Genomic DNA, 12,587 nt, shown 5'->3' on the forward strand with positions numbered 1-12,587 from the left:
AAAACTTTTTATAATCGTAAGAATTTTCAAATTTTTTAAGTATTAATAAAAAGGATAGCTAGTGTTAGATACTATTGATTACTCGGTTAAGCATTTTTTTAAACACATTTTAAGGTCTAAATTAGAAATAACTGATAAGTTAGATGATGCAGTTTATTATGGTTCTAGTATTTGTTTAAGTGATAATGTTAAAGATTTAGAGTGTTATTTAATCTTTAAGCAAGATAGTTTAAAGCAATTAGCTACTAGATTGCTAGGCGATGAAAAAATGGATGAAGATGATTATTGTGATTTATGCAAGGAAGTTGCAAATCAAATCATAGGATATGCAAAAAGATTGTTAGCTGATGCTTATGATGATTATTCAATAAGCGTTCCTGAATATTTAGGAAGGGTTAAAGACTTTAAGCTAGGCTTTAATTACGAATTTTTTTATAAACTAGATGAACATACTTTTTGTGTGGGCATAGTAGAAAAGAAAAAATAAATGCCAACTAGCCTTAACGCAACTTACAATGAATTGCTTGATGTGAGCGTTGATTTTGTCAGCGAATTAGGCACAACGCAGCTTAGCGTTAAGGAATTTTTAGATTTAGATGTAGGTTCTGTAATTGACCTTGAAAAACCAGCAGGCGAAAGCGTTGAATTATATGTAAATAATAGGATTTTTGGTAAGGGCGAAGTTATGGTTTATGAAAGAAATTTAGCTATTCGTATAAATGAAATTTTAAGCTCAAAATCAGTAATCCAATATTTTAAAAAAGAGTTGTAGATGAGAATAGTATTATTTTTATTATTAGCAAGTTGTGTTTATGCTAGTAATCTTATAAATTACAATATTTACAAAAGAGATAATTATGTAGATATTATGCTTAGTTTTGACTCTCCTTATGAAAATAGTGAGCAGATGAGAATTTTAAATTCAAGTGATGCAACTGAAGTTGTTTTAAATGATTTAAAAATAGCAGATAAAAGCTCAATAAATATTAATTTACCTTATGTAAAAGATATTTTATTTTATCAAAAAGATACAAATACAATTATAAATATCACAGGAGATGAAAAAATTAGCATTCAACCTGCAATTACTAAGGATAGATTTGGTTTAAGGGTTAGAATTTTACCTTTAAAAAATAATGCAAATATACAAAATAATCAAATTGTATATGCCGATGATATTCAGGATTTTTCTTATTTAAGATATTTTATTGTTTTATGTGTATTATTGGTAGCCTTAATAGTATTAACATTATTAAAAAGAAAACTTGCTAAAAATAAGCATATTAGTGTTGATAAAGAGTTTAAAATAGAAGATATAAGTTCAAAAGCCTCAAGCTTTTTAAGCTTAAATAAAACTCATTGTGAAATTTTATGTATAAAAAGATTAGACGCTTATAATACCTTTGTTGTTTTAACTTGTGAAAAGAAAAAGTATCATTTAATTATTGGCAATACAAATATTTTATTAAGCTCATCAGCTGCAATAGAAGAACAACAAGATTATGAAAAGTATTTTAATGAAAATAAGCAAAAACTAGAAAGTATGTTGCAAAAAAATGCTTTTAATGAATATAAGCAAAAAGTTGGAAAAATTTAATTAAAGGAATAGTATGAATAAATATAAAAAACAAAAATTTACAGCATTTTTCATCTTTATAGTTGTATTGGTATTGTTTTTGTTTGTATTTTTTTCAAATTCTTTTGAGAGAGAAAAACCAGTAGTAAATATTGCAGATACAATTTATTGGAATACGCTAGGTAAAATTGATTTACAAATAGAAGACAATGTTGCTATTAAAAATATAAAAGTTGAATTTAGTAAAAATGATGAAAAAGAAAAAAATACTTTAATAAATCAAAGCGTAAATACAAAAAGTGCTAATTTAAATTTAGAACTTGCAAAGCCAAAATTTAATGAAAAAATAGAAAAATATGTTTTATATATTAGCGTAAGAGATGCTAGTTTGTGGAATTGGTTTATGGGTAATGAAAGCAAAAAAGTTGTAAATGTTATTATTGATAACAAACGCCCAACTGTTAATGTGCTAGCGAATTCATACAGTATTACTCAAGGTGGTGCTGCTAGTGTTGTTTTTTATGCGCAAGATGATAATTTAGAAGATTTGTACATACAAGCAAATAATCATACTTTTAAGGTTTTTCCATTTTATAAGGAAAATTATTATATTGCTTTAATTGCTTGGGATTTAAAAGATGATGATTATGAAGCAAAAATCATAGCAAGCGATAAAGCAGGAAATATTACAAAAGAACATATAAGATTGTATTTACAAAATAGAAAGTACAGGGTTTCTAATATTAAATTAAACGGTAATTTTATTGATGGAAAAATTGCTGATTTATTTAATATGTACTCAAGTCAGAATTCAGAAAGCAAAGAAGAAATCTTTGATTTTGTTAATTCAACTTTAAGACTTGATAATGAAAAAATAATTCACAAAATTACAAGCAATTTAGATTTGCAAATGATAAGCGATTTTAGCCTAAAACCTTTTGCTCCATTAAGAAATGGTAAAAAAGTAGCTGATTTTGGCGACCATAGATTTTATAGTTTTAATTCAAAAGATATATCGCAAAGTTATCATTTAGGGCTTGATTTAGCAAGTACAAAGATGGCACCTATTAACTTAAGCAATAGTGGCAAAGTAGTTTTTGCTGAAGAAAATGGAATTTATGGTTTAAATTTAATTATTGACCACGGTTTAGGCTTATTTTCTTTATACGGTCATTGCTCTAAAAAAAATGTTGAACTTGGCGATATAGTATCAGCAAATCAAAGTATTGCTAACACAGGTACTTCAGGACTTGCTTTAGGAGACCATTTGCATTTTGGAATGTTAGTACAAGGTATTGAAGTAAGACCAGAAGAATGGATGGATGCAAAATGGATGCGTGATAATGTGTTTAACATTATTAAGAGTGCAAAAGATATAATTAACGGTAAAAAAAGTAAATAGGTAATAAAAAATGTTTCAAACAACGATATTAAATGAAGTAAAAAATATAGGAATTGGCTTACACAAAGGAAGTGCTATTAATATTACGCTTAGCCCACTTGATGCTAATAGCGGGGTCGTGTTTTACAGAAGTGATTTGAATAAATATTATAAAGCAAATTATGAAAATGTAATTAACACTCAAATGGCTACAGTAATTGGAGATAAAGATGGTTTTATATCAACCATAGAGCATTTAATGAGTGCATTACACGCTTATGGGATTGATAATATTTTAATTAGTATTGATGCTAATGAAGTACCTGTTTTTGATGGTTCTTCACTAGCGTTTTGTGATATGCTAGAAAGAGCGCAAATTACTAAGCTTTCAGCAAGAAAACAAGTTTATGTACTTAAAAAGGAAGTAAAAGTAGAAGAAAACGCAAAATTCGCACTTTTATCTGCTACAAATGAACCTAGCTATGATTTCACAATTAATTTTAATCATAAATTAATTGCTAAACAAGATTATAAATTTACATTCAATAAGGTAAATTTTATAAAAGAAATAGCAAGTGCAAGAACTTTTGGATTTTTAAAAGATGTACAAGCCCTTAAATCAAAAGGTTTAGCTTTAGGTGGCTCTTTAGAAAATGCTATTGTTTTAGATGATGATAAAATTCTAAACCCTGAAGGTTTGAGATTTGAAAATGAGTTTGTTCGTCATAAAATTTTAGATGCTATTGGGGATTTATATATGCTAGGAAAACCAGTATTTGCTAATTATAAAGCTTATGCTAGTAGCCATGATTTAAATCATAAGCTTACATTAAAAATGTTAGAAAATCCAAGCTCGTACGAGCTAGTAACACTTGATAGTAATTCTAAAGAATTATTAAAGGCTTTATCATAAAAGTAGTTTTTTTGCCTATGGCAGTGCCTGCAAAAATTGGCATTTATGATAAGGATTTAAAACTAGTTAAAAGTTATGAATTAAATAATTATGTTAGCGTAGAATTAAGCTTGGTAGTTGATGAGATTTTAAAAGAATTTAAAATAGATGAGCTAATTTACGCTAACGGACCAGGCTCATTTATGAGTTTAAAAATCGCTTATGTTTTTTTTAGCACTCTTTCTTTAGTTTTAAATATTCCTTTAAAAGCTACAAGCGCTTTTGCTTTTAGCGAACAAAAATTAATTAAAGCAAATAATAATTTTTGTTTTGCTTTGGATGAAGATGAAAAAATTATTTTAAAAGCAGTTAGTGATTATAAGTGTGATTTACAATTACCAGTAAAATTACAAATAAATTATGAAAGTGATAATTTACCAAATTATTTTATTCCGGCGGTTTAGATGCAAAGTTTAAAAGTTATTTGCCCAGCAACTAGTGCGAATTTAGGTCCAGGTTTTGATTGTTTAGGACTTGCTTTAGATTTACATAATGAAATAGTAATTAAAAAAAGTGCTTATTTTAGTGTAAAAATTAAAGGCGAAGGCGAAGATAAAATTCAGCTAAAAAAGCACAATTTATTCACAAATATTTTTTGTGATTATTATTTTTATTTAAGCAATCAAAAAGATAATTTTTCTTTTGACTTTATCAATAATATCCCACTTTCAAGAGGTTTAGGCTCTTCAAGCTCTGTAATTATTGCTGCTTTAGTAGCTGCTAGTGCTTTTGCAAAAATGCAAATATCAAAATCAAGAATTTTAAGTAAAGCTTTAGAATATGAATCTCACCCTGATAATATCTCTCCAGCACTTTTAGGTGGCTTTGTTTCTTCTTTATTGGTGCAAGATGGAGTAAAATATCTAAAAACAAATATTAGCGATGAAGTAAAAGCAGTAGTTTGTATTCCAGATACGCCAATAAGCACAGAACAAAGCAGAAAAGCTTTAGCAAAAAGTTTAAAATTTAGCGATGCTTGTTTTAACATAGCTCATTCATCTTTGTTAAGTGCTGCGTTTTTTTCAAAAAATTATGAAATGTTAAGATATGCTAGTTTTGATAAACTTCATCAAAAAAATAGAATGAAAAATTTACCAATTTTATTTGAAGTTCAAAAAACAGCTTTAGAAAATAAGGCTTTAATGAGTACTTTAAGCGGCTCTGGTTCTAGTTTTTTTAATCTTTGCTATGCTGATGATGCTGAGTATCTTTTTCAGGCTTTAAGTAATAAATTTACAAATATGAGAGTATTAAAATTAAATTATGATAATTTAGGTGCAAGAATTTGCTAGTTAAAAATATGGTGTATTAAGAAAAAGCAATTAAAATTAATGAATAAAGCAAAACCAATTAGAATGTGTATAGTTTGTAAAAATAGATTTTTTAAAGAAGAGTTACATCGTTTTGCATTAAAAGATAATGAATTATCTTATATTTTTGATAAAGGTAGGACAAATTATATTTGCAATGAGTGTTTAAAAAAAGACAGTAAAGATTTACATAAAAGTTTTTGTAAATTCTATAAAAATAATTTAGATAAAATATCAATTATAAATCAACTAAAAGAAAGGTTTTTAAATGGCAGTAGATAATATAAAAATTAGTGATATAGCAAAAGAAATCGGAATAAGCTCAAAAGAACTTATTGAAAAATTAAAAGAAATAAATATAAATGTAAGCGCTCAAAAAATGGTAAATGCTATATTAGCAAATGTTTTTTATGAATACGCTGCTAGTAATCAATTAAATGATGAGCAACAAAAGGTAATTGATGAATATTTAAAAGCAAATGCTCCAAAAAAGACAAAAAGCACAAAAAGCACCAGCACTAAAGAAAAAAGTACAAAAACTAATACTAAAGAAAAAACTTTAAAAGAAAAAAAAGAAAACACTCCAAAGGTTGAAGAAAAAAAAGAAATGAAAGAAACAGTTCAAATACAAAGCACTCCAGAAGTTACAAAGCAAGAAGAACAAGTAGAAAGCAAAGCACAAGTACAAGAAAGTCTTGCACAAAGCTCTTTAGAAAAAAGAAGAGGTTTAGTGATAATTAAGAAGAAAAATGAGAATAAAAATGCAAACCAAGAGCAAAAAACAGCTCAAAAAGAAAAATCAAAAGAGCCAGTTTCTTTTGCATCAATTTTTGCAAATAGTACAGAAAAATTTGAATTAGAAAAGAAAAAGAAAGCTAAAAAGCAAATTCCAGCAGCAAAAAAAGAAAGCTCATCAAAGATGGACTTTGATACAAATTTTGTTGATTTAGATGATGATGAAGAGAATGCAAACGAATATGTAATGCCTGATTTTAGCGTAGCACAAAGCAAAGAAGAAAGACAAACAAAAAGTCAAAATGCCTTGCGTTCAGCTTTTAACAATCCAATTAATCAATACAATAATCAAAATAACTCAATTTCTCGTGGTAAAAGAAAGAAAAAAGTTTATAAAAAAGAACAAAATAACGAAGAAATCACAAGTATAAAAATCCCAAAAGAAATAAGACTTTATGAATTAGCAGAAAAATTAGGCAAAAAAGATAGCGAGCTTATTTCAAAACTTTTTATGCAAGGAATGATGACTACTAAAAATGACTTTTTAGATGAAGAAACTATTGAAATTTTAGGGCTTGAATTTGGAATTGAAATAAGCTTTTTTGATGAAACTGCAAATTTTGATTATGTGGCAGATTATGAAGAAAATCAAGAAGAATTAAAAGATATTAAAGTGCCTGTTGTAACTATTATGGGGCATGTTGATCACGGTAAAACTTCTTTACTTGATTATATTAGAAATTCTCATGTTGCAAAGGGCGAAGCAGGTGGAATCACCCAGCATGTTGGTGCTTATATGGTAAATAAAGATGGAAAAAATATTACCTTTTTAGATACACCAGGGCATGAAGCCTTTTCTGCTATGCGTGCAAGAGGTGCTAGTGTTACTGATATTGTAATTATTGTTGTAGCTGCTGATGATGGTGTAAAACCACAAACAAAAGAAGCAATTAATCACGCAAAAGCAGCAGGAGTGCCAATTATCATAGCTATTAATAAAATAGACAAAGAAAACGCAAATCCAGATAAGGTAAAAACTCAACTTGCAGAGCTTGATATTATGCCTATTGAATGGGGTGGAGCTTACGAATTTGTAAATATAAGTGCATTAAAAGGTATAGGAATAGATGATTTATTAGATTTAATCTTACTACAAGCAGAAGTTCTTGAGCTTAAGGCAAATAAAAATTCAGCAGCAAAAGCAAGTATTATTGAAAGTTCTTTACAAAAAGGGCGTGGGGTTGTAACCACAGTAATTGTTCAAAATGGTACATTAAGAGTTGGAGATACCGTTGTAGCAGGTATTTCTTATGGACGCATAAAAAGTATGCAAGATAGCAAAGCAAATGCCTTAAAAGAAATTTTACCAGGCGAGTGCGGTGTAATTATGGGTCTTAATGAAATTCCTGATGCAGGAGAGACTTTAATTAGTGTTTCAAGCGATAAGGAAGCAAGAGATTATGCGCAAAAAAGATATGAATATTTACGCCAAAAAGAGCTTAGCAAATCAACTAAGGTTAGCCTAGATGAATTAAGTGCTAAGATTAAAGAAGGAAACTTAAAATCTCTTCCAATTATTTTAAAAGCTGATGTTGGTGGAACCTTAGAAGCTATTAAAGGAAGCCTTGAAAAGTTAAGCAATGATGAAGTAAGAGTGGATATTGTAAATAGTGCAGTAGGCGGAATTACACAAAGCGATATCTCTTTAGCTTTAGCAAGTGGTGGTGTAATTTTAGGCTTTAATATTCGTCCAACTGGTGAGATTAAAGAAAAGGCAAAAGAAGCTAAGGTTGAGATTAAAACTTATAATGTAATTTATAATTTAATTGATGAAATAAAAGCACTTCTAGGTGGTTTAATGAGTCCTGTAATTAGCGAAGAGCAACTTGGTCAAGCGCAAATTAGACAGGTTATTATGGTGCCAAAGGTTGGGCAGATTGCTGGTTGTATGGTTAGTGAAGGCAGTATTGTGCGTGGTGCTAAAATCCGTGTTATTAGAGATGGAATTGTGGTTTTTGAAGGGGAAATAAGCTCTTTAAAACGCTTTAAAGATGATGCTAAAGAGGTTTCAAAAGGCTATGAATGCGGTGTTGGCATTGTAGGTTTTAACGATATGAAAGAAGGCGATTTTATTGAAAGTTACAAAGAAGTAGAAAATAAAGTGAGTTTATAATGGATAAAGCAAATATAAAAAGACTTAGAACTCAAAGTTTATTAAAAGAGCTAGTAGCCAGTGCTTTAAATAATTTTGATGATGAGCTTATTAATTCGCAAATTGTCCTTGATGCAGAGTGTAAAAAAGGCAGATACGATGCCTTTATTTATCTTGATAAACAAGATTATAATAAAGATGAACAGCAAAATATACTTTCAAAACTTCAAAGGGTTTCAAAGGTTATTGAAGCTCAATGCTTAAACGCATTGCAGATGTACCGTTGCCCAAAATTACATTTTAAATTTGATGATACTTATGAAAGAGTAAGTAGATTAGAAACATTATTTAAGCAAATTAATAAAGGATAAAAATGCAACTAGAACAACTAGAACAACTAGCAAAAGAATTAGGGCTTATAATTTATGATGAAGAACTAGTAAGAGAAAACGATAATTTAATTTATAGAATTTATCTTAAAAAAGAAAATGCAGCACTTAGTTTAAAAGATTGCGAGGAATTTAGTAAAATGCTTTCTCCTTTACTTGATTTAGATGAACCAAGTAAGGAAAAATACTTCTTAGAAGTCTCATCAGCAGGTTTAGAAAGAAAACTTAGTAAAGCAAGACATTTTATTTATAGTATAAACGAGCTTGTAAAAATCACCGATGTAAATAATGATAAATATGAAGGTAAATTAATAAATGCTGATGAAAGCCAAATACAAATAGAATACGGCAAAGAAATTCTAACATTTAAACTAGCTGATATTAAAAAAGCAAAAACATATATAAACTGGAAATAAGTTAAAATATTTGCTAGGCTAATAAAGTGCTTGTTTTAGAATAAGTATAGAGATTTATTAATCTTATTTTTATACTTATTTTAAGCTTTTGTAAAAAGTTTTTTAGCTTGTAAGATTATTAAATCTTTTTGTCTTGTTTCAAGATTGTAGTGTGTGATTAATTCTTTTATATAGCAATGTGCAATATTATTTTATACTCTTAGAATAACTTTTATTATTAAAAGTGAAAGTAGCAAACTATAATTAAAAGCAAAAACTTGCAAAGCATAATAGCAAACTAGTTAAATATAATAACACCAATAAAGAAAAAGTTTTTAGCTAAGATTGCTTAGCTTTAATTAATACAATATTTTAATAATTAGCAAAAGTAAGGCTAAAAAGCAGTTTTAAAGCGTATTATTAGAAAATTATCCATAAAAATTCACAAAAAATATAAAAATTAATATTAAGTTTAAAAAAGCCTTGTATATTACAAAACTTTTTTCAAAAAATTTAAAAAAGGTGGGGGTATTTGAGAACTTTAATTATTTTATTGACAGTATTTTTTACTAGTTTAAACGCTAATAGTTTAAAGACAATAGAAAAAACAGGAGATGCTTTGCAATTAGTTTTGCCTTTTTATGCAGTATCATTGGTGCTTTATAATGATGATTTGCAATTAGGTTTAAATCAATTTTTGCTTGGTTTAGTAAGCACACAAGCAGGTGTAGAGATTTTAAAACGCACAATCAAAGAACAAAGACCAAACAAAAGTAATAATCTTTCTTTTCCTAGCGGACACACAACAGCATCTTTTTATGTAGCTAATTTTATACATAAAAGATACAATTTTGCACAAGCGTTTTTACCATATATTTTTGCAAGTTTTGTTGCTTTTTCTCGCATAAGAACTAAAAAACATTATTTTCACGATGCCTTAGCTGGTGCTTTATTTGCTTACACAATTAATAATTTATTCACAAGTAAAAAAATAAAATGCGATGTTTTGATGAATTCAAATAAAATCAAGCTTCAATTTAATGCGAATTTTGATTGAATTTATTTAGAAAGCTTAAAAAAGCTTTCTAAAAATTAATCTTCTAGTTTGTAATTTTCAATTTCATTGAAATTTAAATAACGATAAATTTTTGCTTTATCACTTAATTTTTCATTGCTTAATGCTAGATATTCATCAAGCTTAGGCAATCTTCCTAGCAAGGCACAAACCGCTGCAAGTTCGGCACTTCCTAGATAAACTTTAGCACCAAGACCCATACGATTATCAAAATTTCTTGTTGAGGTTGAAAACACAACCGCATTATCATTAACTCTTGCTTGATTACCCATACATAAAGAACATCCTGGCACTTCTATTCTAGCACCACTAGCACCAAAAATACTGTAATAACCTTCTTTAGTAAGTTGTGCTTTATCCATTTTTGTTGGTGGTGCTATCCATAATCTAGTTTTTAGCATACCTTTACCCTTTAAGATTTCAGCTGCTGCACGGTAATGCCCAATGTTTGTCATACAAGAACCAATGAAAACTTCATCAATATTTTGCGGTCTATTGCTATTTGCTAGGACATCACTTAAAGTAGCAACATCATCAGGGTCGTTCGGGCAAGCTAAAATAGGTTCTTTAATCTCATTTAAATCAATTTCAAAAATATGCTCATAACTTGCATCTTTATCCGCTCTTAAAAGCACAGGATTATTTAACCATTCTTGCATTTTATCACGGCGTCTAATTAAGGTTTGTTTGCTTTCATAACCTGCATCTAGCATTGCATTAATTAGGGCGATATTTGATTTTAGATATTCAGCAACGCTTTCTTCGCTAAGATTTACACAACAAGCCGCAGCTGATCTTTCAGCGCTAGCGTCGCTTAATTCAAAAGCTTGTTCTACTTTTAGACTTTCTAAGCCTTCAATTTCAAGAATTTTTCCAGCAAAAATATTCTTTTTACCTTTTTTATCAACAGTTAATAAACCTTCTTTGATTGCAACTAAAGGAATGGCATTTACTAAATCTCTTAAAGTAATTCCAGCTTGAAGCTCTCCTTTAAAACGCACTAAAATACTTTTTGGAACATTAAGCGGCATAGCACCAGTAACTGCTGCAAAGGCTACTAAACCACTTCCTGCTGGAAAGGCGATTCCAAGTGGAAAACGAGTATGAGAATCCCCGCCTGTACCAACCGTATCAGGTAAAACAAAACGATTAAGCCAAGAGTGAATAACCCCATCGCCAGGTTTTAAACTAACCCCACCACGACTAGACATAAAGCTTGGCAAGGTTGCGTGAGTATTTACATCACTTGGTTTTGGATAAGCAGCAGTATGGCAAAAACTTTGTAAAACAAAATCAGCATTAAAGCCTAAAGAAGCTAATTCTTTTATTTCATCTCTTGTCATTGGTCCTGTTGTATCTTGAGAGCCAACTGTTGAGGTTTGTGGCTCAATATACATTCCAGGTACAACTCCTTCTAAACCACAAGCACGACCTAGCATTTTTTGAGCTAGAGTGTAGCCTTTTTGAGTATTTTCAGGTTGAATTGCCTTTTTAAAGATATCTTCAGCAGGCATTTTTAAAACTTCTCTAGCCTTAGCACAAAGGCTGCGACCAACAATTAATGGAATTCTACCACCTGCTTTTACTTCATCTAAGATTGTGTTAGGACTTAGTTTAAAATCGCTAATTTTTTCTTTATTTTTTATAATACATTCATTTTTAATATCAATTATAAACTCATCGCCCATTTCAAGTTTGCTTACATCAGCAATAATCGGTAAAGCACCACTATCTTGAGCTGTGTTAAAAAAGATTGGAGCTATTGTTTGACCAATCACAATACCACCTGTTTTTTTATTTGCAACTCCATTTATATCAACACCTAAATGCCATTGCACCGAGTTAATAGCAGATTTTCTACTAGAGCCAGTACCAACAACATCTCCAACATAAACAATTTGTTTATTAAGCTTTTTTAACTCTTGAATTTTTTCTAAAGAGCCTTCTTGTCTTCTTACTAGCATTGCTTGAGCGTGTAAAGGAATATCGCTTCTTGTAAATGCTTCACTTGCAGGGCTTAAATCGTCTGTATTTGTTTCTCCATTTACTTTAAAGCAAACGCACTCAATTTCATCAGCTAAATCAGCTCTTTTTTTAAACCATTGTGCGTCAGCCCAACTTTTTAAAACGCTTGTAGCATAAGAATTTCCTTGTTCATGCAATTTTACTATTTTATTAAAGCCATCATGTACAAAAATAATATCTTCTAAGGCTTGAGCGGCTTTACTTGCTAGTTTTTCATTTTCTAAAAGTTGAACTAAAATATTTACATTATATCCACCAAGCATAGTGCTAAGCATTGTAATAGCTTCATCTTTACTTATACAATCACAGGTACTTTTATCATTTAAAATTTTGTGTAAAAATTCGCATTTTACCAAAGCGCTATCATCAACGCCAACGCCAACTCTATTTATTAGCAATTGTTTTAATTCTTCTTTATCCTTTGTGTTTTGTTCTAATTCATCGCAAATTCTTTTTGTTTGCTCTGCATTTAAAACTAAAGGTGGAACACCTAATTTTGCTCTTTGTTCTACTAAAAGTTTGTATTCTTCTAAGAATGCCATTTTTTTTCTCCTTTTGTGTGTTTGCAAAAGTATAAGTAAGCAAAATTGCTTAATA

At 29.2% G+C, this 12,587-nt stretch carries 13 protein-coding genes; 12 read left to right on the forward strand and 1 reads right to left on the reverse strand.

Annotated elements, in window-relative coordinates; all coding sequences use genetic code 11:
* Positions 1–61: 61 nt before the first annotated feature.
* The 12 genes from CCANL266_RS00420 to CCANL266_RS00475 all read left to right on the forward strand — a co-directional run bounded on the left by CCANL266_RS00420 (position 62) and on the right by CCANL266_RS00475 (position 9,947).
* On the forward strand, positions 62–487 hold the full coding sequence (locus CCANL266_RS00420; RefSeq protein WP_172229825.1) for a chemotaxis protein CheX: 426 nt from the start codon (positions 62–64) through the stop codon (positions 485–487).
* Positions 488–772: a flagellar motor switch protein FliN gene (fliN, locus tag CCANL266_RS00425; RefSeq protein ID WP_172229828.1), complete on the forward strand. Its 285-nt coding sequence runs from the start codon at positions 488–490 to the stop codon at positions 770–772.
* Positions 773–1,597: a hypothetical protein gene (locus CCANL266_RS00430; protein WP_172229831.1), complete on the forward strand. Its 825-nt coding sequence runs from the start codon at positions 773–775 to the stop codon at positions 1,595–1,597.
* Between the two features lie 13 nt (positions 1,598–1,610).
* Complete coding sequence (gene pgp6, locus CCANL266_RS00435) at positions 1,611–2,978, forward strand: peptidoglycan metallopeptidase Pgp6 (RefSeq protein ID WP_172229834.1); 1,368 nt, start codon at positions 1,611–1,613, stop codon at positions 2,976–2,978.
* Positions 2,979–2,988: 10 nt separating this feature from the next.
* Positions 2,989–3,870: a UDP-3-O-acyl-N-acetylglucosamine deacetylase gene (gene lpxC / locus CCANL266_RS00440; RefSeq protein ID WP_172229837.1), complete on the forward strand. Its 882-nt coding sequence runs from the start codon at positions 2,989–2,991 to the stop codon at positions 3,868–3,870.
* A 17-nt stretch (positions 3,871–3,887) separates the two neighbouring features.
* Positions 3,888–4,313 (forward strand): tRNA threonylcarbamoyladenosine biosynthesis protein TsaB, encoded by a 426-nt coding sequence (locus tag CCANL266_RS00445; protein WP_172229840.1) that lies wholly within the window; start codon positions 3,888–3,890, stop codon positions 4,311–4,313.
* Positions 4,314–5,201 (forward strand): homoserine kinase, encoded by an 888-nt coding sequence (gene thrB / locus CCANL266_RS00450; protein ID WP_172229843.1) that lies wholly within the window; start codon positions 4,314–4,316, stop codon positions 5,199–5,201.
* Positions 5,202–5,240: 39 nt separating this feature from the next.
* Positions 5,241–5,501, forward strand: coding sequence for a DUF448 domain-containing protein (locus CCANL266_RS00455; RefSeq protein WP_172229846.1), 261 nt, complete (start codon positions 5,241–5,243; stop codon positions 5,499–5,501).
* The gene (infB, locus tag CCANL266_RS00460; RefSeq protein WP_172229849.1) at positions 5,488–8,127 is read left to right on the forward strand and encodes a translation initiation factor IF-2; all 2,640 of its coding nucleotides are present in this window, start codon (positions 5,488–5,490) and stop codon (positions 8,125–8,127) included. The genes CCANL266_RS00455 and infB overlap by 14 nt, the downstream gene beginning before the upstream one ends.
* Positions 8,127–8,477 (forward strand): 30S ribosome-binding factor RbfA, encoded by a 351-nt coding sequence (gene rbfA / locus CCANL266_RS00465; protein WP_172229852.1) that lies wholly within the window; start codon positions 8,127–8,129, stop codon positions 8,475–8,477. Before infB ends, rbfA begins: the two co-directional genes overlap by 1 nt.
* A 2-nt stretch (positions 8,478–8,479) precedes the next feature.
* Positions 8,480–8,911: an LSm family protein gene (locus tag CCANL266_RS00470; protein WP_172229855.1), complete on the forward strand. Its 432-nt coding sequence runs from the start codon at positions 8,480–8,482 to the stop codon at positions 8,909–8,911.
* A 511-nt stretch (positions 8,912–9,422) separates the two neighbouring features.
* Positions 9,423–9,947, forward strand: coding sequence for a phosphatase PAP2 family protein (locus CCANL266_RS00475; protein WP_172229858.1), 525 nt, complete (start codon positions 9,423–9,425; stop codon positions 9,945–9,947).
* A 35-nt stretch (positions 9,948–9,982) separates the two neighbouring features.
* Here CCANL266_RS00475 and CCANL266_RS00480 read toward each other — a convergent pair whose 3' ends face one another.
* Positions 9,983–12,532: a bifunctional aconitate hydratase 2/2-methylisocitrate dehydratase gene (locus CCANL266_RS00480; protein ID WP_172229861.1), complete on the reverse strand. Its 2,550-nt coding sequence runs from the start codon at positions 12,530–12,532 to the stop codon at positions 9,983–9,985.
* Positions 12,533–12,587: the final 55 nt, after the last annotated feature.

Origin of the sequence: Campylobacter canadensis (genome assembly GCF_013177655.1) — a bacterium.
GTDB lineage: Bacteria > Campylobacterota > Campylobacteria > Campylobacterales > Campylobacteraceae > Campylobacter_E > Campylobacter_E canadensis.